Genomic DNA, 20,269 nt, shown 5'->3' on the forward strand with positions numbered 1-20,269 from the left:
GGGTTTAGGCCGTCACATTGAGATTGCCGCCGACGCCGGGGGCGACATTGGCGAGCGAGGGCTGGCCGGTGCCGAGCAGCGTCAGGACGGTGGATTTCTCCATATCCGCGTTCTGCTTGGTCAGCGTCGCCGCGATATTTGACTGCAGCGCGCCTTGCTGTGCGGCCAGCATGCTGCTGACCATTGCCATCATGTCCATTACGCGAACCCTCGTGCCGGCCGTAACCTAGGCGCGAGAGGTTAACGCGACATGAATTGTCATGGAGCAGTACGGGCCATCGTGTCCCGGACAAGGGGCGGCACGCAAGTGACGCACCGCAGAGCCGGGACCTAGCCTTCAGCGCGCGGCTCCTGGGCCTCGGCTCTGCAGCGCTCCGCGCTGCGTCCGGGGCACAAGGCCACCTTACCGCGTCGGCACCGGCTTGGCGCCGCGGTAGTCGTAGAAGCCGCGCTGGGTCTTGCGGCCGAGCCAGCCGGCCTCGACGTATTTGACCAGCAGCGGGCACGGGCGGTACTTGGAGTCGGCTAGCCCCTCGTGCAGCACCTGCATGATGGAGAGGCAGGTGTCGAGCCCGATGAAATCGGCAAGCTCGAGCGGACCCATGGGATGGTGGGCGCCCAGTTTCATCGCCGCGTCGATCGCCTCGACGTTGCCGACGCCTTCATACAGCGTGTAGATCGCCTCGTTGATCATCGGCAGCAGGATGCGGTTGACGATGAAGGCCGGGAAATCCTCGGAGACCGCGACCTGCTTGCCGAGCTTGCCGACGAAGTCCTTGGCGGTCTCGAAGGTGGCGTCGTCGGTGGCGATGCCGCGGATCAGCTCGACCAGTTCCATCAACGGCACTGGATTCATGAAGTGAATGCCGATGAAGCGCTCCGGGCGGTCGGTGGCGGCGGCGAGGCGCGTGATCGAGATCGAGGACGTATCGGAGGCGACGATCGCCTCCGGCTTCAATACGGCGCAGAGCTCGTGGAAGATCTTGCGCTTGACCTCTTCCTTCTCGACCGCGGTCTCGATGACGAGGTCGCAATCGGCGAGATCGTCCAGCTTCTCGGCTAGCTTGATACGCGCAATCGCCTTGGCCCTGTCGTCCTCGGTGACGGCCTTCTTGGAGACCTGACGCGCCAGATTGCCGTTGATGGTGGCCATGCCCGACTTGAGGCGGTCGGCCGAAACGTCGTTGAGCACCACGTCGAAGCCAGCGAGCGCCGCGACATGCGCGATGCCATTGCCCATCTGACCCGCGCCGATCACGCCGACCTTCTTGATCACTGCCGCCATATTGTCATCCACCGGAACGGCGCGCGGGGGGCGCGCCCTGCCTTTCCCCTCGAGCCGGGAGGTCCGATTTAATCAGAACCTTGGCTCGAAACCTAGATTGGATCGTTTCCAAGGCGCGCCCACGCCAAAGAAAACGCCTCAGAAACGCAACACCGGCCGGAGTTTATACCTCCGGCCGGTGTTTTCGATGCCTTTTACTTGCCGAGCTTGCCGAGTTCGGCCGTCAGCTCCGGAACCGCCTGGTAGAGATCGGCCACCAGGCCGTAATCGGCGACCTGGAAGATCGGCGCGTCCTCGTCCTTGTTGATCGCAACGATCACCTTGGAGTCCTTCATGCCGGCCAGATGCTGGATCGCGCCGGAAATGCCGACCGCAACATAGAGCTCGGGGGCCACCACCTTGCCGGTCTGGCCGACCTGCCAGTCGTTCGGCGCATAGCCGGCATCGACCGCGGCGCGCGAGGCACCGACACCGGCCCCAAGCTTGTCCGCGAGCGGCTCGATGTACTTGGCGAAGTTCTCGCGGCTCTGCATGGCGCGGCCACCGGAGACGATGATCTTGGCCGAGGTTAGCTCGGGGCGATCACTCTTGGCGACTTCCTCACCGACGAAAGTCGACAGGCCCGGATCGGCCGCCGCCGCCACGGTCTCGACCTGGGCGCTGCCGCCCTCGCCTGCTGCGGCGAAGGTGGAGGTGCGGACCGTGATGACCTTCTTGGCGTCCTTCGACTTCACCGTCTGAATGGCGTTGCCGGCATAGATCGGGCGCTCATAGGTATCGGGCGCGACCACCTTGGTGATCTCCGAGACCTGCATGACGTCGAGCAGAGCGGCGATGCGGGGCATCACGTTCTTGAAGCGCGAGGTCGCCGGCGCGACGATGGCGTCATAGCCGGACGCCAGCGACACCACCAGCGCAGCCAGCGGCTCGGCCAGATCGTGCGCGTAGAGGTCGCCATCGGCGAGCAGCACCTTCTTCACGCCAGCGAGCTTGGCAGCGGCATCCGCCGCGGCCTTGGCGTTCTGGCCGGCGACCAGCACCTCGACATCCGCGCCAAGCGCGGCTGCTGCGGTCAGGGCCTTGTTGGTGGCGTCCTTGAGCGACGCATTGTCGTGTTCGGCAATCAGAAGCGTCGTCATCAGAGCACCCCGGCTTCGTTCTTGAGTTTCGACACCAGCTCGGCGACGTCCTTGACCTTGACTCCGGCCTTGCGGCCCGCGGGCTCAGCCGTCTTCAGAACTTCGAGGCGCGCGGCGATGTCGACGCCGTAATCGGCGACCGTCTTCTCCGCGATCGGCTTCTTCTTCGCCTTCATGATGTTGGGCAGCGAGGCGTAGCGCGGCTCGTTGAGGCGGAGATCGGTGGTGATGATCGCCGGTCCCTTCAGCTTCACGGTCTGCAGACCGCCATCGACTTCACGCGTCACCTTGAAGTCGGTACCTTCGACCTCGAGCTTGGAGGCGAAGGTCGCCTGCGACCAGCCGAGCAGCGCGGCCAGCATCTGGCCGGTCTGGTTCGAGTCATCGTCGATCGCCTGCTTGCCGAGAATGATCAGGCCCGGCTGCTCTTCGTCCGCAACCTTCTTCAGGATCTTGGCGACGGCGAGCGGCTCGACGGTGCCGTCCGCCTTCACCAGGATGCCGCGATCGGCGCCCATGGCAAGACCGGTGCGGATCGTTTCGGACGCCTGCGCAGGTCCAATCGAGACCACCACGACCTCGGTGGCCTTGCCGGCTTCCTTCAGGCGCAGCGCTTCCTCGACAGCGATTTCGTCGAAGGGGTTCATGGACATCTTGACGTTGGCGAGTTCAACGCCCGATCCATCGCCCTTGACGCGGACCTTGACGTTGTAATCGACCACCCGCTTTACCGGCACTAAGACCTTCATCGATCCTCTTTCACTCAATTTGGGAGGGGGGTTATCAACTGGCGCGGAACCTAAAGGCCCGATCTGCCCCGGTCAACGCGCGAACGGGTCTAATTTTGGCCTTCTGAAATGCGGGAGCGCGATGGGTCAGCGGTTCTGGCCGGGAACCCAGAGCACGTCGCCGGCGCCATTGCCGTTCACGACCCGGCTGGCCACGAAGAGAAAGTCGGACAGGCGATTCATATATTGGATGCCAGCCGCGCTGACCGGCTCGCCCGGCTGGGCCGCCAGTTCCACGATCACGCGTTCCGCCCTGCGGCATATCGTGCGCGCCACATGCAGATGGGCCGCGGCCGGCGTGCCGCCGGGAAGCACGAAGGAGGTCAGCGGCGCGAGCTTGTCGTTGAGCATGTCGATGTCGCGCTCGAGCCGCTCGACCTGGCTCGCCACCACCCGCAGCCGCTCGGCCTTGCCTTCCCGCTCCGGCACGGCGAGATCGGCACCAAGATCGAACAGATCGTTCTGGATGCGGCCGAGCATCGCATCGAGCTCGGGCATCTCCGCGGTGTAGAGCCTGACCACGCCGATCGCCGCGTTGGTCTCGTCGACGGTGCCATAGGCCTCGATTCGCAGATCGTATTTCGGACGCCGCTCTCCGGTTCCGAGCGCCGTCGTGCCATCGTCACCGGTCTTCGTGTAGATGCGGTTCAACACCACCATGATCAGCGTCCCATCGCCCAGACCGCGAGCATCGCGACGATGATCGCCACGAACTGAAGCAGCACGCGCCAACGCATCAGCTTCTGCGAGGTGTTGGGCGAGCCGCCGCGCATCATGTTGATGAGCCCGAGCAGCAGCACCAGCGCCACGGCGCCGGCTGCGGCCGGCAGGATGAAAGTACTCAGAAAAGATGCCATTTGAGGGTAGATAACACCGTGTGTGCCGGTCCGCCATCTCCCCAGCTCGTCATTCCGGGCGACGCGGCGGGATCGAGCGAAGCGAGACCCGGCGCGTCGAGCCCGGAATCCATCGGGCCACTTGCGCTGCGGCTAGATGGTTTCCGGGCTCGCGCTTGGCGCGCCCCGGAATGACGGCGGGGCGCTTCGCGAACTGGCTTTTGGGCCAGGAATATCAGATGGTAGCGCGATGATTTTTCGATTTGCGCCCATTGCTCGTTCTCCTGGCCTCTCCCTACGTGCAGAGGGAGAGAGCAGCGGCGTAGGTGCCAAGTGAAAGCCATCCGCTACATCTACTGCGTCGCTGAGGACGCGTTCTACACGTTCCTCGCCGATGACGGCTGGGCGATCGCGAGCCACATCGCGCTCTCGACGCTGATGGCGCTGTTCCCATTCCTGATCGTGCTGACCGCGCTCGCCGGCTTCTTCGGCTCCAAGGAACTCGCCGACCAGGCCGCCAGCCTGATGCTCCAGGTCTGGCCCAAGCAGGTCGCCGATTCGATCTCGGGCGAGGTGCATGACGTGCTGACCACCACCCGGACCGGCCTTTTGACCATCGGCGCGGCGCTGTCGGTCTATTTCGCCTCGAACGGCGTCGAGGCGCTCAGGGTGGCGCTCAACCGCGCCTATGCGGTGGTGGAGATGCGAAGCTGGTACTGGCTTCGGCTGGAGTCGATTGCCTATACGATCATTGCGGCCTTCACAGCGCTCGCTATGGCGTTCCTGATCGTGCTCGGTCCGCTCATTATCGAGGCGGCGCGGCGCCACATTCCGCTGTTCGTCGAATCCAACGAGAGCATCCTCACCTGGGTGCGCTACGGCATCTCCATCGGCGCGCTGGTGGTGGCGCTGATCATCCTGCACGCCTGGCTGCCGGCGGGACGGCGCAGCTTCCTGCAGATACTGCCCGGCATCGTCTTCACCATCGTGGCGTCACTGATCTCCAGCATCGTGTTCGGCCAATACCTGGCCCGCTTTGCCAACAACTACGTGACCATGTATGCGGGGCTCGCCTCGGTGATCATCGCGCTGGTGTTTCTGTACTTCATCGCCGCGATCTTCGTTTACGGCGGCGAGCTCAATGCCGCGATCATCAAGTCGCGGCTTCCTCACGGCGTGTCGCTTCAAGCAGCGCAGTCGCTAAAGCCCTCGGAGACACAGGCTTGACCAGGAAGGCGTCGGCCCCGGCTTCGCGCGAGGCGGCCTCGTCCTCGCCGCGGCCGGACACGCCGATGATCGGGATCCGAGCCAGCGGCGTTGTCAGCCTGCGGATCCGCCGGATGGCCTCGATGCCGTCGATGCCCGGCAGCACCATGTCCATCAGCACCGCGTCGAATGCGCCCTGCTCCAGCCGGTTCACGGTGTCCTCGCCGCGCCCGATGAACTCGGCGTGATGGCCGAGCTCGGTCAGGATGGTGTTGAGCACGACGCGGCCGAACGGATTGTCCTCGACGCTGAGAACGCGAAGCGCAGCGGCCGCCTCGGGCTCGCTGCCGTCCTTTGCCTTGCGGGTCTTGCCCGGTCCCGCCGCGTCCAGCGACACCGTCAATGTGAAGGTGGCGCCGCCACCGCGGCGCGGAGCGACGGTGATGTCGCCGCCCATCGCCCGCGCCAATTGCTTGACCGAGGAGAGCCCCAAGCCGGCGCCGCCGAAGCGCGCGGCAATGGTGACATTGGCCTGGGTGAACGGGCGGAAAAGCCGCTTGATCTCGGCCATGGTCAGGCCGATGCCGCTGTCGGACACGGCGAAAGCGACGCCGACCCTGCCCTTTGCTTTGCCTTTGGCGGGACGCCACGGCTCGACGGCGAGGGCCACTCCGCCCTGGTCGGTAAATTTCACGGCGTTGTCGATCAGGTTCTCGAGCGCGGCGCGCAGGCGGACGGAATCACCGACCACGAGCCCTGGGATCTTGTCGGCTATCTCGACCTTGGCCTGGAGACCTTTGGCCGCGGCGCGGCCGGCCAGGGAATCGCCGGCGGTGCGGGCGAGCGCCTTGAGATCGAACAGATCCTGGCGCGGCGTGCTGCCGCCCTTCTCCGTTCTGGCAGCATCCACGAACAGCGTGGCGAGGCTCGCCAGATGCTCGGCGCCGGCCTTGATGGTGTCGGCCCAGCGCCGCTCCCGCTCGCCGAGATCGGAGGTCGCGAGCAGGTCGCTGATCGCGAGAATGCCGGTCAGGGGGGTGCGGACCTCATGGGCAAACGCGGCCAGCGCCGCCTGGACGACATCAGGCGCAGCCGCCTTGGTGCTGCGCTTGCGCAACTGGCCGGCCGCCTTGGGCCGCTTCCGAAGCGGCCGCCGCCTGGACGTCCGGGTGGTGCGCACTGGACGCGTCTTCGCCGCCATGAATCCCCTTCGAAGTACCCTCTTCGAACCCCGCGCTGGCCAAGCATGGCACGGAGGAACGCCCGGAGTCACGGCGACGTTTCGCTAACCCCCAGAGAAACTTAACCTAATCCCACCAGCCGGCGGATCGCGGCAGGCGTGAGGCCGGCCGCGCGCAATTCGCGCAGACCGGTCGAGCGGCCCGATTTCGACAGCTTCCGACCCGCCTCATCGCGAATCAGCCGGTGATGGCGATAGGCCGGCTCGGGCAGGCCGAGCAGAACCTGGAGCAGGCGGTGCACCGCGGTGGCGTAAAACAGGTCCTGCCCCCGCACGATCTCGCTGGCGCCCTGGAGCGCGTCGTCGACGACCACCGAGAGATGGTAGCTGGTCGGCGTCTCCTTGCGGGCCAGGATGACATCGCCCCAGGCCTCCGGCCGCGCCGGCACCACGCCGCGCTCGCCGTCCGGCCCCTCGCCGAGCTCGTTCCAGCTCACGCCGGGGGCGTGACGGCAGGCGGCCGCCATGTCGAGCCGCAGCGCATAGGGCGCGCCCGAGGCGATCAGCCGCGAGCGCTCGTCAACCGACAGCGATTTGGCCTCGCCCGGATAAAGCGGCGCGCCGTCGGGATCGCGCGGCCACGGCCCGTCGGCCTCGCGCGCCGTGACCAGCCTTGCGATCTCGGCCCGACTTTCGAAGGCGGGATAGACGAGACTGAGCGCAGACAGCTTGTCCAGCGCAGCGCGATAATCGGCGAAATGCTCCGACTGCCGCCGCACCGGCGTCTCCCAGGCAATCCCGAGCCAGGCGAGATCCTCGTAGATCGCCGTCTCGAACTCCGGCCGGCACCGCGTCGCGTCGATGTCCTCGATTCGCAGCAGCAATCGGCCGCCGGACTCGCGCGCTCGGTCGAAATTGAGCAGCGCGGAATAGGCGTGGCCGAGATGCAGGAAGCCGTTCGGGCTCGGGGCGAATCGGAAAACGGGTGGTGCCATCACATGAATCTCGTCATGGCCGGGCTTGTCCCGGCCATCCACGTTCTTCGGTACCACAGACCGATGGTGTCAACGTCACGAACAAACACCACGATCACCGCTCATGCTACACAGTGCCTCGCGGTGAGAAAGACGTGGATGGCCGGGACAAGCCCGCCATGACGCTGGAGAGAACCCGCCCCCCATGACCATCCACCTCGAAACCCAGTCCGATCTCGAAGAGGCCGTCCACGCGCTGATCAAGCGCGATCCGCGGCTCAAGCCCGTGCTCGAGATCGCGGGCATGCCGGCGTTGCGGCGGCGCGAGCCGGGGTTTACGGGGCTCGCGCACATCGTCTGCGGGCAGCAGCTCTCCACCGCGAGCGCCGCGGCGATCTGGGGGCGGCTGTCGGCCGCGTTCGATCCGTTCGACCATGACGCGATGCGCCGCGCCCGCGCCGACCGGCTGGGGCGGCTCGGCCTCTCCGCCGCCAAGATCAAGACGCTCAAGCATCTCGCCCGCGAGATCGCCGCGCAGCGGCTGAACCTCGACGTGCTCGCGGAGGAGGATGCCGACGCGGCGCATCACACCCTGATCGCGCTGCCCGGCATCGGCCCCTGGACGGCCGACCTCTACCTGCTGTTCTGTCTCGGCCACGGCGATGCCTGGCCGGCCGGCGACCTCGCCGTGCAGGAAGGCATCCGTATCGGCCTCGGCCTCAAGGCGCGGCCGACGGAGAAGCAGATGGCGCCGATCGCCGAGCCCTGGCGTCCGCTGCGCGGTGCGGCGGCGCATCTGTGGTGGAGCTATTACCGCGCGGTGAAGAAACGCGAGGGCGTGCTCGCGGGATCGGGCTAGCCCCGCAGCCGCGCGCGGTCTGTCCGGGCGCATTCGGCGACGAAATCGATCACGGCGCGTACCGCCGGGAGCTCGACGAGGTCGGGATGGGCCAGCAGCCAGAGATCCGCAACGCTGGCGAGCTTCTGCGGGGCGACGCGCACGAGATCGGAATAGGCTTCGGCGACGAAGCACGACAGCGCGGAGATTCCGATGCCGGCGCGGACCGCCGCCAGCATGTCCCCCTGGGACGAGCAGCGCATCGCCACCCTTGCCTGCCGCGTGACGACGTCGCTCCAGCGCGCAAGCTGCGCATTGGACGTCTGGTCGGCGAAGCCGATGACGCTGTGCTCCTTCCAATCGCCGCGCCTTTCCGGCAGGGACCGCCCGGCGGCATAATCGCGCGAGGCATAGAAGCCGGTGCCGAGACGGCCGATCTTGCGGCCGACCAGGTTCTCCTCCCCGGTATCGAAGGGCCGCAGCACCACGTCCGCTTCACGCCGGCGCACGCTCGCCGGAAATGGATGGGTGATGATCTCGAGCTGGATATGATCGTGCGCGCGCAGGAAGGCTGGCAAGCGCGGCATCAGCCAGTGCGAGGCCAGCGTCGCGCCGATCGACAGCTTGACGATGCCGCGCGCCTTGTGTCCACCCGCCGCCACTGCGGTTTCGGCCCGCAGCGCTGCGGCCGCCATGGCCTCGGCGTGCTCGCGCAAGGTCCGTCCATCCGCGGTCAGCGCCAGGCCATCGGCAGCCCGCGCCACCAATCTGGTGCCGAGCTGGGCTTCCAGCGCTGCGATCTTGCGGCTGACGGTGGGATGGCTGGTGTGCAGGCGGCGGGCGGCGGCGGTGAAGCTGCCGGTATCGGCGACCGCGACGAAGGTCTTGCAAAGGTCCCAATCCATCGGCGGCCCTGTTCATACCTGAATGATCGTCCGTTCATTATTGAACGGCCCGGGCGGCGCCGTCCAACCTTATAATGGGATCAAATCCGCGGCCACGGGCGGCCCATCCGCCCGCGCGACAATCAAAACGGAAACGCCTCGTGATCCGCCCGCCGGCGGGGCCGCGTTTCGGGAGGACATGATGGCACTGCCCACTCTCTTGAAGGATTCGCTCGAGCTGCCCGTGGTCGGCTCGCCGCTGTTCATCGTCTCCGGCCCGGAACTGGTGATCGCCCAGTGCAAGGCGGGCGTCGTCGGCTCCTTTCCCGCGCTCAATGCCCGCCCGGTCGAGAAGCTCGGCGAATGGCTGAGCCGGATCGAGGACGAGCTCGGCGAGTACAAATCGCGCAATCCCGGCAAGAAGGTCGCGCCCTACGCCGTCAACCAGATCTGCCATGCCTCCAACGACCGGCTGATGAAGGACATGGAGACCTGCGTCAAGCACAAGGCGCCGATCATCATCACCTCGCTGCGGCCGCCGGCGGAGATCGTCGAGGCCGCGCATTCCTATGGCGGACTGGTGTTCCACGACGTCATCAACGTCAAGCACGCGCGCAAAGCGGCCGAGCAGGGCGTCGACGGCCTGATCCTGGTCTGCGCCGGTGCGGGCGGACACGCCGGCACGCTGTCGCCCTTTGCGCTGGTGCGCGAGGTCAAGCAATGGTTTGAAGGCGCCGTCCTGCTGTCGGGCGCGATCAGCGACGGCTATGGCATCGCCTCGGCGCTGACGCTGGGCGCCGACCTCGCCTATATGGGCACGCGCTTCATCGCGACGCAGGAAGCCAATGCCGACCAAGCCTACAAATCGGCGCTGACGCAGCACGCCGCGCACGACATCGTCTACACCAACCTGTTCACCGGCGTGCACGGCAATTATCTGGGACCGTCGATCGCTGCCGCCGGCCTCGATCCGGACAACCTCCCCGCCGCCGACAAATCGAAGATGAATTTCGGCTCCGGCGGCAACATGAAATCCAAGGCGTGGCGCGACATCTGGGGATCGGGCCAGGGCATCGGCCAGATTACTGATGCCCCGCCCGTTGCGGAGCTCGTCGACCGCATGAAGCGTGAATTCGATCAGGCGAGGCAGGATTTCCTAATGCGCGTCAGCGCCTGACGTCTCCAACTGACAAGACAAACGGGAGGATATCATGAAGCTGGCAGCCGCACTGATCGGTCTGTCCCTGCTGGCACTCGCCACGGACAGCGCCCACGCCGAAGGCACGGAGATCCGCATCGGACAGACCCTGCCCTATAGCGGCCCGGCCTCCGGCTTCGGCGCGATCGGCCGCACGCAGGAGGCGTTCTTCGAGAAGATCAATGCCGAAGGCGGCATCAACGGCCGCAAGGTCAAGTTCATCACGCTGGACGATGCCTACTCGCCGCCGAAGACGGTCGAGCAGACCCGCAAGCTGGTGGAGCAGGACGAGGTGCTGATGCTGTTCGGCTCGCTCGGCACCGCCACCAACAGCGCCGTGCATCGCTACCTCAACGGCAAGAAGGTGCCGCAGCTGTTCGTGCTTTCCGGCGCGACCAAATGGGCCGACCCGCAGAAATATCCATGGACCATGCCCGGCATGGCCGCCTATGAATCCGAAGGCGTGGTCTATGCCAAGCACGTGCTGCGCACCAAGCCGGGCGCCAAGATCGCCATCCTCTCCCAGAACGACGATTTCGGCCGCGACTACGTCGCCGGCTTCAAGCGCGCGCTCGGCGACAAGGCTGCCGGCATGATCGTTGCGGAAGCGACCTACGAGACCAGCGCGCCGACGATCAGCTCGCAGCTCTCGACCCTGAAGGCATCGGGCGCCGACGTGCTGTTCGGCGTCGTGCTCGGCAAGTTCACCTCGCAGATGATCAAGGGCGTCGCCGAGCTCGGCTGGAAGCCCGAGCTGTTCTTCGTGCCGACCTCGGCCTCGTCGATCTCGTTCCTGGAGCCGGCCGGGCTCGACAACGCCGTCGGCCTGATCTCGTCGAGCAATCAGAAGGACACGATGGACCCGCAATGGGCCAGCGATCCCGGCGTGAAGGAGTATTTCGCCTTCATGAAGCAGTACATGCCGAACGCGGACCTCTCCAACTCCAACTATGCGGCCGGCTACCATTACGCGACGCTCCTGATGACGGTGCTGAAGGCGTGCAAGGACGATTTCAGCCGCGACAACATCATGCGCCAGTCCGCCTCGCTGAAAGAGGTGAAGCTGCCGCTGCTGCTGCCCGGCATATCCGTCAGCACCGCCGCCGACGACTATCTGCCGTTCCAGCAGCTGCAGCTGCGGCGCTTCAACGGCAAGAGCTGGGTCGGCTTCGGCGACGTGCTGGACGATCGCTGACTCCAACGGAATGGGAATGACCATGATCATCAGCGGCGAACGCCGGATCGGCCATGACGAGATCCAGGCGCGCATCAGACGCGCGGCGAGCGGGCTGCGCACCCTCGGCCTTGCCGAAGGTGCGCCGGTTGCCATGTTGCTGCGCAACGACTTCGCCTTGTTCGAGGTGGTCGCGGCCTCGGCCGCACTGGGCAGCCCCGTGGTGCCGATCAACTGGCACCTGAAGGCCGAGGAGGTCCGCTACATCCTGACCGACAGTGGCGCGAAGATCCTGATCTGCCACGCCGACCTGCTGCCACAAATCCGCGGGGGCATTCCGGAGGATGTCCGCCTGCTCGTGGTCGCAACCCCGCCCGAGCTGGCGGCGACCTTCGCCATTCCCCGTGAGCTGACCGAGGTCTCTTCGGGCCTGACCGATTGGGACCGCTGGCGCGACGGCCACACGGAAACAGAGGAGCCGCCGCGCCGGGCCGCGGCGATGATCTACACGTCGGGGACCACAGGCATGCCGAAGGGCGTGCGGCGCATGCCGATGCCGCCGGAGCAGGCCGCCGCCTCGGAGCGCGTCGGCGCGATCGCCTACGGCATCAAGCCGCGCGAGGACCAGGTCGTGCTGATCAACGGTCCGATGTATCACTCGGCGCCGCATTCCTACGGCATGATGGCCTTCCGCAACGGCTGCACCATCGTGCTTCAGCCGCGGTTCGACGCCGAGGAGCTGCTGGCGCTGATCGAGCGCCACCGTGTGACGCATATCCACATGGTGCCGACCATGTTCGTGCGCCTGTTGCGCCTGCCCGAAGCGGTCAGGCAGCGCTACGACCTGTCGTCGCTGCGCTTCGTCGTGCACGGCGCGGCGCCCTGCCCGCCCGAGGTGAAGCGGGCGATGATCGAGTGGTGGGGACCGGTCATCAACGAATATTTCGGCTCGACCGAGACCGGCATCCCGGTCTGGCACTCGGCCGAAGAGGCGCTGAAGAAGCCCGGCACGGTCGGCCGCGCCATCGAAGGTGGCATCGTCAAGATCTTTCGCGACGACGGCAGCCTCTGCGATGCTGGTGAGGTCGGCGAGATCTACATGCGCCAGACCGCGGTGCCGGATTTCGACTATCACGGCAAGGCGCAGGCGCGCGCCGAGGCCGGGCGCGACGGTCTCGTCAGCGTCGGCGATGTCGGCTATCTCGATGAGGACGGCTATCTGTTCCTCTGCGACCGCAAGCGCGACATGGTGATCTCGGGCGGCGTCAACATCTATCCCGCCGAAATCGAGAACGTGTTGATCGCGATGCCCGGCGTGCGCGATTGCGCCGTGTTCGGCATTCCGGACGCGGAATATGGCGAGCGGCTGTGCGCCTGCATCGAGCCCGACAGGGTCGAGCAGCTCTCCGCCGCCGCGGTGCAGGCTTATCTGCGCGAGCGTCTGGCCAACTTCAAGGTGCCGAAGGAGGTCAAGTTCCTGGATGCGCTGCCCCGCGAGGCAACCGGAAAGATCTTCAAGCGCAAGCTGCGCGACCCCTATTGGGCGGACCGGAGGCCGGGCGGCGCTTAAGTCGTTCTCCGGCCGCGTCCGCACGTGCGGAATTCCGGGCCATATTCCGTCCGGGCAGGGCCGCATGCCGGCCTCGCTCAGGTCCGCGGCTTTTGGCCGGCGGCGAAACCGTATAGCGTTCGATCTCTGAGGAAACGCCGCGAAGACGGCCATGAGGTCGCGCATGCTGGACCGGACGCAGGATATTTCCATCGCCGCACAGGCCTGGCTCGACGACTTCGAGCGCACCTTAAGCAGACCTGATCCCGCGACGCTGGGCCCGCTCTTCCTCGCCGACGGCTTCTGGCGCGACGTGCTGGCGCTGAGCTGGAACCTGCAGACCATCGCGGGCCGCGATGCGATCGCGCAAGAGCTTGCGGCGCGCGCGCCCAAGGCGGCGCCCAGCAATTTCAAGATCGCGCCGAACCGGGCGCCGCCGCGCTGGGTGACGCGCGCCGGCACCAACAACATCGAAGCGATCTTCAATTTTGAGACCGCGCTCGGCCGCGGCAGCGGCATTGTCCGGCTCATTCCCGACGGCCCTGACGACAGCCTGAAAGCCTGGACGCTGCTCACCGCGCTCGACGAATTGAAAGGCTTCGAGGAACAGCTCGGCACCTCGCGGCCGCGGGGGCAGGCCTATTCTCGCGACTTCCGCGGGCCGAACTGGCTCGACCAGCGCAACGCTGCGCGCGCCTATGCCGACCACGATCCGGCCGTGCTGGTGGTCGGCGGTGGCCAGGCCGGGCTCGCGATTGCCGCGCGGCTGAAGCAGCTGAACGTCGACACCCTGATCGTCGATCGCGAGATGCGGATCGGCGACAATTGGCGCAAGCGCTATCACGCGCTGACCCTGCACAACCAGGTGCAGGTGAATCACCTGCCCTATATGCCGTTTCCGCCGAACTGGCCGGTCTATATCCCCAAGGACAAGCTCGCCAACTGGTTCGAGGCCTATGTCGATGCGATGGAGCTGAACTTCTGGACCGGCACCGAGTTCGAGGGCGGCGCCTATGACGAGGCCAAGGGCCACTGGACCGTCACGCTGCGGCGCGCCGACGGCAGCAAGCGCACCATGCATCCGCGCCATGTGATCATGGCGACCGGCGTCAGCGGCATCGCCAACATTCCCGACATTGCGACCCTCGACAATTTCAAGGGGACGCTGGTGCATTCCAGCGGCTACGAGGACGGCGAGAACTGGACCGGCAAGCGCGCCATCGTCCTCGGCACCGGCAACAGCGGTCACGACATCGCGCAGGATCTTCATTCCAGCGGCGCCGAGGTGACGCTGGTGCAGCGCTCGCCCACACTCGTGACCAATATCGAACCGTCGGCGCAGCTCGCTTATGCGACCTACAACGAGGGCACGCTAGAGGACAACGATCTGATTGCGGCCTCGATGCCGACGCCGCTCGCGAAGAAGACGCATGTGATGCTGACCGAGCAATCCAAGCAGCTCGACAAGGAGCTACTCGACGGCCTCGCGCGCGTCGGCTTCAAGCTCGATTTCGGCGAAGCCGGCACCGGCTGGCAGTTCAAATACCTCACCCGCGGCGGCGGCTATTACTTCAACGTCGGCTGCTCCAACCTGATCGTCGAGGGCAAGATCAGCCTCAGGCAGTTCTCCGACATCGAAAGCTTCAACGCTGAGGGCGCGCGGATGAAGGACGGCTCGATCATTACCGCCGACCTGGTCGTGCTCTCGACCGGCTACAAGCCGCAGGAATATCTGGTGCGCAAGCTGTTCGGCGACGGCATCGCCGACCGCGTCGGGCCGATCTGGGGTTTTGGCGAAGGCTTCGAGCTGCGCAACATGTATGCGCGCACCAGGCAGCCCGGCCTCTGGTTCATCGCCGGGAGCCTGGCGCAATGCCGGATCAACTCGAAATATCTGGCGCTGCAGATCAAGGCGATCGAGGAAGGTATTTTGGCACGAATATAGCTACAGCCGTCATTCCGGGGCCCGCGAAGCGCGAACCCGGAATCCATCTAACCACAGAGTATGCTGCCCAATGGATTCTCAGATGCGCAATTGCGCATCATAGGTCACGCTTCGCGCGCCCCGGAATGACAAGAGGAGAGATCAATGCCAGCCATTCTCGGCACCGGCGAGCACCGCTACCGCGTCGTCGACAACTTCGCGAAATTGCCGGACGGCTGGCAGCTCACCGACGTCGCCTCGGTGGCGGTCGACAGCAAGGACCGCGTCTACGTCTTCAACCGCGGCGCCCACCCGATGGTGGTGCTGGACCGCGAGGGCAATTTCCTGCGCAGTTTTGGCGAAGGCCTGTTCTCGCGCGCGCACGGCCTGCATATCGACGCCGACGACAATCTCTATTGCACCGACGACGGCGACCATACCGTGCGCAAATGCACCACTGACGGCAAGGTGCTGCTGACGATCGGCATTCCTGCAAAGCCGGCGCCGTTCATGAGCGGCGAGCCGTTCCACCGCTGCACCCACACCGCGCTGTCGCCGAAGGGCGAGATCTACGTCTCCGACGGCTATGGCAATGCGCGCGTGCACAAATTCACGCCCGACGGCAAGCTGATCAAGAGCTGGGGCGAGCCGGGCACTGATCCCGGCCAGTTCAACATCGTGCACAATATCGCCACCGATGCCGACGGCTGGGTCTATGTCGCCGATCGCGAGAACCACCGCGTCCAGGTGTTCGACGGCGAGGGCAAATACGAGACGCAGTGGAACAATCTGCACCGACCCTGCGCGCTGTGCTGTTGCGGCGGGGCCAAGAGCCCGACCTTCGTGATCGGCGAGCTCGGCCCCGGCCTCGCCATCAACCGCAATGTACCCAATCTCGGCCCGCGGCTGTCGATCGTGGACACCAAGGGAAATCGCATCGCGCGGCTCGGCGGCGAGGAGGGGCCGGGCGTCGCCAGCGGCAAATTCCTGGCGCCGCACGGCATCGCGCTGGACTCGAAGGGCGATATCTATGTCGGCGAGGTCGGCGTCACCAACTGGACGACGAGCTTCCCAGACGAGGAGATGCCTGCTGTGGTGCGCGCGACGCGGTGCCTGCAGAAGCTGGAGCGGGTACGGGAGTAGCTGCCATGGCAAAGGCAGCGCACGCTGGGGCGGTTCCGCGCGCCCCCGGGATCGCGGCTTTTTGAGCACTTTTGCCACCCCGCCGCCGCATTGCTTGCGCTTGAATAAGTCGCTCAACGGGCTTCACAATCCCGTCACGCTGCATGTAGTATGTCACTACATGCTGCTTCGCAGCGTATATTGGAGGCCGGGAGCGTTACTTGAACGCACATGTCTCGCAAGGCAGTTGGCCGGTGTTGGTGCTGAATGCGGACTTCCGGCCGCTGAGTTACTACCCACTGTCGTTGTGGTCGTGGCAAGACGCGATCAAGGCGGTGTTCCTCGACCGCGTCAACATCGTCGCACATTACGATCAGGCGGTTCGAAGTCCCACGCTGGAAATGCAGCTGCCCAGCGTCGTCTCGCTCAAATCCTTCGTCAAGCCCACCACCCACCCCGCCTTCACCCGCTTCAACGTCTTCCTGCGCGATCGTTTCGCCTGCCAATATTGCGGCTCGCCCGAAGACCTCACCTTCGATCACATCATCCCGCGCAGCAAAGGCGGCCAGACCACCTGGGAGAACGTGGTCGCGGCGTGCTCGCCGTGTAATTTGCGCAAGGGCAATCTCACACCGGCGCAGTCCAAAATGTTTCCGCGCCAGACAGCGTTCGCACCCACCGTGCACCAGCTCCACCGCAACGGCCGGCTGTTTCCGCCGAACTATCTGCACGACAGCTGGCTGGACTATCTGTACTGGGATACGGAGCTGGATCCGTAGGTGCGAGCCAGCGCGCTCTGCTACCCCCGCTGCAACGCCAGCGTGACGCCGCCGAGCGTGAGCGCCATCGCCGTCCATTCGCGATAGCCGAGCGGCTCGCCGAGAATGATCGCCGCTGAGACGACGCCGATCACGGGCACGATCAGCATGCCGGTCGACGCCGTGGTTGGGGGCAGACGGCGCAGCGTCTCGAACCAGGTGACGTAGCAGAGGCCCATCGGCACCAGCGTCATGTAGACGAAGCAGCCGAGCCCCAGCGGAGTGATGGCGGTGACGTCAGGGCGCTCGAACAGCACGCCGAGGACCAGCATCGTGGCGCAGCCCAGCCCGACCTGCCAGGCGACGACGACCAGCGGCGGCATCGGCAGCGGCTTGCGGTTGAGCACATTGCCGAGCGCGAACAGGATGGCGCAGAGCAGTGCGAGCGCAATGCCGACCAGCTTGTCGGTGCTGAACGCAAGACCGTTGCCGCTCAGGAGCAGCGTGACGCCGGCAATGCCGAGGACAAGCCCGAGAACATCTCGTCGCGCCGGCCGCGTGTGCAGCACCGGCCAGGCGAACAGCATCGCCCAGATCGGCATCGTATAGGCGAGCAGCGCGCCCTCACTCACGCTCACATATTTCATCGCGACCGTGCCGAGACCCATCCAGGCCAAGACGTTGGTGAAGGTCGCAAACAAGAGGCGCGGCACCGCCTCGCGCGGGACGGCGAAGGATTCCTTCCGGATCAGCACCAGGGTGCCGAGAATGAGCGAGGCGCAAACACCCGCAAGGCCGCGCGCGAACAAAGGCGGCCATTGCTGCAGCAGCAGCTTCATCAGCGGCCAGTTCAACGCCCAGCCGAACGCCGTTACGCACAGGCAGAGAGAGCCGATCGTCCTGTCGCGTCGCGCCGTGTCCATACCCAGCGCTTAGCAGGCCAGCGCCGGCCGCTCCACCTCGCCTGGTGCATGCGGGCCATCGCGGAGCAAGGAACCCGAAGCTCCCACGACCGTTCAGACCGTGGGCCAGGCATGCTCGCCTGCGCACGTTCCGCCATACGCATGTTTCGGATGGCAATATACCAAATGAGGGAAGGCCATGCCCACAGCCGAGCACGATCACGTCTACAAGATCCTGGACCTCGTCGGATCATCCGAGACCTCGATCGAGGATGCGATCAAGAACGCCATCAGCCGCGCCTCCAAGACTGTTCGCGAAATAAGATGGTTCGAGGTCGTGCAAACGCGCGGCCACGTCGAGAACGGCGCCGTGCGTCATTTTCAGGTGACGCTGCGCGTCGGCTTCACGTTGGAAGGATGAGACGTCAGGCCGCCCATCGCGCGGCGACACCACCATGAAAGCGGGCCGACGAGAGTGGAACTCGATGTCGGCCATGTTCCCGGTCGAGTACAGACCCCGCACAATCATCGCGGATATTGCAACAAGCCGTTAAGGCGAAAGTGAGAGGTTTGCTCCGATTTGGAGCAAGCCTGATGGTCACAAGCCGCGAACTCGGCAAGACGCGCCTTCCGCTCTGGGCGGCCGGATTCGTCGTGCTGACTTGCGTGGCTATCCTCGGCCTGAGTGCGTGGCGCGAATGGGAGGCGCGCAACGCCGATCTGAGGAACGCCGAAATCGACGTCACCAACCTCGCTCAGTCGCTGATCCAGCACGCGGACGACACGTTCGAGCTTGCCGATACGATTCTCGTCGGGCTGGTCCACCGGCTCGAGATCGACGGGATGGGCCCGGACACGATCATGAAGCTCCAGGCCTATCTGCCCACCCGCAAATCATCGGAACGCATCCGCGGCATCTTCATCTATGATGCGACCGGCCGCTGGCTCGCCACGACGGAGCACCTCGATTTCTCCAAGCTCAACAACAGCGACCGTGAATATTTCCAACGCCATCGCGATTCTACGGACACGGGCACGCTGATCGGGCGACCCGTCAAGAGCCGCTCCGGCGGTCAGTGGATCGTCACCGCATCCCGTCGGATCAACGATTCCGACGGCGGCTTCGCCGGCGTCGCCCTGCTCACGATCGACGTCAGCTATTTCGTCAAATTCTACGAGCGGTTCGACATCGGGCCGAACGGCTCGGCATCTCTGCTCAACGACAGCGGCATCATGCTGGCGCGCAGCCGTGACGAGAGCGGCGCCTTCGTCGGACGCGACCTGTCCGATGCGCCCTTGTTCAGAAGCTGGAAAAGCCGCCCCGCCGCGGCGGTCTATTACTTCAAATCGCCGCTCGATGGCGCGCAGCGGCTGAGCTACTACCAGCGCAGCAGCCGCTATCCCCTGATGGTGCTGGCGAGCAAGTCGCAGGCCGACGTGCTCGCCCCCTGGCGACGCGCGGCAGCAGCACGCATGAGCTTCGTCCTCGGACTCGTCCTCTTGATCGCGGTGATCGGCTACTATCTGGTCCGTCAGTTGCTGCAGCGGCAGCGCACGGCACAGGCCCTGGTCGCCAAGGAAGCCAATTTCCGCCTGCTGGCCGAGCAATCCAGCGACATGGTGACCCGCATCGGGCTGGATAACCGGTTGCTCTACGTCTCTCCCTCCTGCGCGCGCATCACCGGCTGGTCGGCCGAAGAACTGATGGGCACCTCGGCCCTGGCCGGCATTCACGCCGACGACATGGAACGAGTTGAGCAGGCCATCGCCGCGCTGAAGAATGGCGAGGCGGAGGAAGCGCGGTTCGTCTATCGGCAGCGTCATCGCGACAAAGGCGAGATCTGGGCCGAGGCGGCGCTACACGTCACCGTGGCGTCCGACAGCGGCGTGATCGACGGCGTCGTCGCGGTCGTGCGCGACATGACCGAGCAGAAGGATCTTCAGGACAGGCTCGCCTCGCTGGCAATCACTGACGGTCTCACCGGCCTCGCCAACCGTCGCGCCTTCGACGACCACCTTGCCGACGAATGGGCGCGGGCTCGGCGCGACGGAACCCAGCTCTCGCTGCTACTGATCGATGTCGATCATTTCAAGAAATTCAACGATCTCTATGGGCATCTGGCGGGCGACGCCTGCCTGCGCGCGCTGGCCCGGATTTTATCCGCCCAGGCCAGGCGTCCGGCCGACCTCGCGGCGCGCTATGGCGGCGAGGAATTCGCCGTGCTGCTGCCGAACACCGGTCCTGAAGGCTGCGCCGAGGTCGGCGAAGCGATTCGCCAGGCGCTGCTCGATCTCGCCATGCTGCACGCGCAAAATCCGCCTTCGCGGCTGGTGACTGCGAGCATCGGCGGCGCCGCGGCTCTTCCGTCCCAGACCGCGATGGACTCTAGTACGCTGGTCGCCGCCGCCGACCGTGCGCTCTACGTCGCCAAGGAGAGCGGCCGAGACCGGCTGGTGATGTCGGGCCAGGTGATAGCATGGCCCGCGAAAAGCGCGTGAGCTGATCGGCCGT

20 protein-coding genes are annotated in these 20,269 nt (G+C 65.6%); 10 read left to right on the plus strand and 10 right to left on the minus strand.

From position 1 onward, the window contains the following. Positions 1 to 4: 4 nt before the first annotated feature. The 6 genes from I6F12_RS25710 to I6F12_RS25735 form a co-directional block, all read right to left on the minus strand. Positions 5 to 199 carry a hypothetical protein gene (locus I6F12_RS25710; protein WP_036020754.1) on the minus strand — a complete coding sequence of 65 codons (195 nt, stop codon included), beginning with the start codon at positions 197 to 199 and terminating at the stop codon, positions 5 to 7. Between the two features lie 204 nt (positions 200 to 403). After that, the gene (locus I6F12_RS25715; protein WP_035996839.1) at positions 404 to 1,285 is read right to left on the minus strand and encodes a 3-hydroxybutyryl-CoA dehydrogenase; all 882 of its coding nucleotides are present in this window, start codon (positions 1,283 to 1,285) and stop codon (positions 404 to 406) included. Between the two features lie 194 nt (positions 1,286 to 1,479). Beyond that, positions 1,480 to 2,424 (minus strand): FAD-binding protein, encoded by a 945-nt coding sequence (locus tag I6F12_RS25720; RefSeq protein WP_225142848.1) that lies wholly within the window; start codon positions 2,422 to 2,424, stop codon positions 1,480 to 1,482. Then, positions 2,424 to 3,173 carry an electron transfer flavoprotein subunit beta/FixA family protein gene (locus tag I6F12_RS25725; RefSeq protein WP_109142244.1) on the minus strand — a complete coding sequence of 250 codons (750 nt, stop codon included), beginning with the start codon at positions 3,171 to 3,173 and terminating at the stop codon, positions 2,424 to 2,426. The genes I6F12_RS25720 and I6F12_RS25725 overlap by 1 nt, the downstream gene beginning before the upstream one ends. A gap of 126 nt (positions 3,174 to 3,299) precedes the next feature. Then, positions 3,300 to 3,872 (minus strand): cob(I)yrinic acid a,c-diamide adenosyltransferase, encoded by a 573-nt coding sequence (locus tag I6F12_RS25730; RefSeq protein WP_035996833.1) that lies wholly within the window; start codon positions 3,870 to 3,872, stop codon positions 3,300 to 3,302. A gap of 2 nt (positions 3,873 to 3,874) precedes the next feature. Continuing rightward, positions 3,875 to 4,069: a twin transmembrane helix small protein gene (locus tag I6F12_RS25735; RefSeq protein ID WP_036020744.1), complete on the minus strand. Its 195-nt coding sequence runs from the start codon at positions 4,067 to 4,069 to the stop codon at positions 3,875 to 3,877. A gap of 312 nt (positions 4,070 to 4,381) precedes the next feature. Between I6F12_RS25735 and I6F12_RS25740 the strand changes: the two genes are divergently transcribed. After that, the gene (locus I6F12_RS25740) at positions 4,382 to 5,275 is read left to right on the plus strand and encodes a YihY/virulence factor BrkB family protein (RefSeq protein WP_109142243.1); all 894 of its coding nucleotides are present in this window, start codon (positions 4,382 to 4,384) and stop codon (positions 5,273 to 5,275) included. Here the strand turns inward: I6F12_RS25740 and I6F12_RS25745 are convergent. Further along, positions 5,202 to 6,455: an ATP-binding protein gene (locus I6F12_RS25745; RefSeq protein WP_225157516.1), complete on the minus strand. Its 1,254-nt coding sequence runs from the start codon at positions 6,453 to 6,455 to the stop codon at positions 5,202 to 5,204. The two genes, I6F12_RS25740 and I6F12_RS25745, sit on opposite strands and share 74 nt — an antisense overlap. 101 nt (positions 6,456 to 6,556) lie before the next feature. Next, complete coding sequence (gluQRS, locus tag I6F12_RS25750) at positions 6,557 to 7,429, minus strand: tRNA glutamyl-Q(34) synthetase GluQRS (RefSeq protein ID WP_225157517.1); 873 nt, start codon at positions 7,427 to 7,429, stop codon at positions 6,557 to 6,559. Positions 7,430 to 7,613: 184 nt separating this feature from the next. Between gluQRS and I6F12_RS25755 the strand changes: the two genes are divergently transcribed. Then, positions 7,614 to 8,267 (plus strand): DNA-3-methyladenine glycosylase, encoded by a 654-nt coding sequence (locus I6F12_RS25755; protein ID WP_036020722.1) that lies wholly within the window; start codon positions 7,614 to 7,616, stop codon positions 8,265 to 8,267. Here the strand turns inward: I6F12_RS25755 and I6F12_RS25760 are convergent. Continuing rightward, entirely contained in the window at positions 8,264 to 9,151 is an 888-nt protein-coding gene (locus tag I6F12_RS25760) for a LysR family transcriptional regulator (RefSeq protein WP_225157518.1), read from the minus strand. The two genes, I6F12_RS25755 and I6F12_RS25760, sit on opposite strands and share 4 nt — an antisense overlap. A gap of 181 nt (positions 9,152 to 9,332) precedes the next feature. Here I6F12_RS25760 and I6F12_RS25765 point away from each other — a divergent pair, with 181 nt between their 5' ends. The 6 genes from I6F12_RS25765 (at position 9,333) to I6F12_RS25790 (ending at position 16,876) form a co-directional block, all read left to right on the plus strand. Continuing rightward, positions 9,333 to 10,307, plus strand: a complete 975-nt coding sequence (locus I6F12_RS25765; protein ID WP_225157613.1) for a nitronate monooxygenase family protein — start codon at positions 9,333 to 9,335, stop codon at positions 10,305 to 10,307. Between the two features lie 34 nt (positions 10,308 to 10,341). After that, the gene (locus tag I6F12_RS25770) at positions 10,342 to 11,523 is read left to right on the plus strand and encodes an ABC transporter substrate-binding protein (protein WP_036020716.1); all 1,182 of its coding nucleotides are present in this window, start codon (positions 10,342 to 10,344) and stop codon (positions 11,521 to 11,523) included. 22 nt (positions 11,524 to 11,545) lie between these two features. Further along, entirely contained in the window at positions 11,546 to 13,072 is a 1,527-nt protein-coding gene (locus I6F12_RS25775; RefSeq protein WP_225157614.1) for an acyl-CoA synthetase, read from the plus strand. A gap of 163 nt (positions 13,073 to 13,235) precedes the next feature. After that, positions 13,236 to 14,996: an NAD(P)/FAD-dependent oxidoreductase gene (locus I6F12_RS25780; protein WP_225157519.1), complete on the plus strand. Its 1,761-nt coding sequence runs from the start codon at positions 13,236 to 13,238 to the stop codon at positions 14,994 to 14,996. Positions 14,997 to 15,140: 144 nt separating this feature from the next. Next, a complete protein-coding gene (locus I6F12_RS25785; protein WP_225157520.1) occupies positions 15,141 to 16,118 on the plus strand; it encodes a peptidyl-alpha-hydroxyglycine alpha-amidating lyase family protein in 978 nt (325 codons plus the stop codon). Between the two features lie 200 nt (positions 16,119 to 16,318). After that, positions 16,319 to 16,876: an HNH endonuclease gene (locus I6F12_RS25790; RefSeq protein WP_057028390.1), complete on the plus strand. Its 558-nt coding sequence runs from the start codon at positions 16,319 to 16,321 to the stop codon at positions 16,874 to 16,876. Between the two features lie 20 nt (positions 16,877 to 16,896). Here the strand turns inward: I6F12_RS25790 and I6F12_RS25795 are convergent, their stop codons facing one another. After that, positions 16,897 to 17,778: a DMT family transporter gene (locus I6F12_RS25795; RefSeq protein ID WP_157286813.1), complete on the minus strand. Its 882-nt coding sequence runs from the start codon at positions 17,776 to 17,778 to the stop codon at positions 16,897 to 16,899. A 178-nt stretch (positions 17,779 to 17,956) separates the two neighbouring features. Between I6F12_RS25795 and I6F12_RS25800 the strand changes: the two genes are divergently transcribed. Then, positions 17,957 to 18,178: a dodecin gene (locus I6F12_RS25800; RefSeq protein ID WP_036020706.1), complete on the plus strand. Its 222-nt coding sequence runs from the start codon at positions 17,957 to 17,959 to the stop codon at positions 18,176 to 18,178. 173 nt (positions 18,179 to 18,351) lie between these two features. After that, positions 18,352 to 20,256 carry a diguanylate cyclase gene (locus tag I6F12_RS25805; RefSeq protein WP_225128544.1) on the plus strand — a complete coding sequence of 635 codons (1,905 nt, stop codon included), beginning with the start codon at positions 18,352 to 18,354 and terminating at the stop codon, positions 20,254 to 20,256. Positions 20,257 to 20,269: the final 13 nt, after the last annotated feature.

This window comes from Bradyrhizobium sp. IC4059, from assembly GCF_020193615.1.
GTDB lineage: Bacteria > Pseudomonadota > Alphaproteobacteria > Rhizobiales > Xanthobacteraceae > Bradyrhizobium > Bradyrhizobium yuanmingense.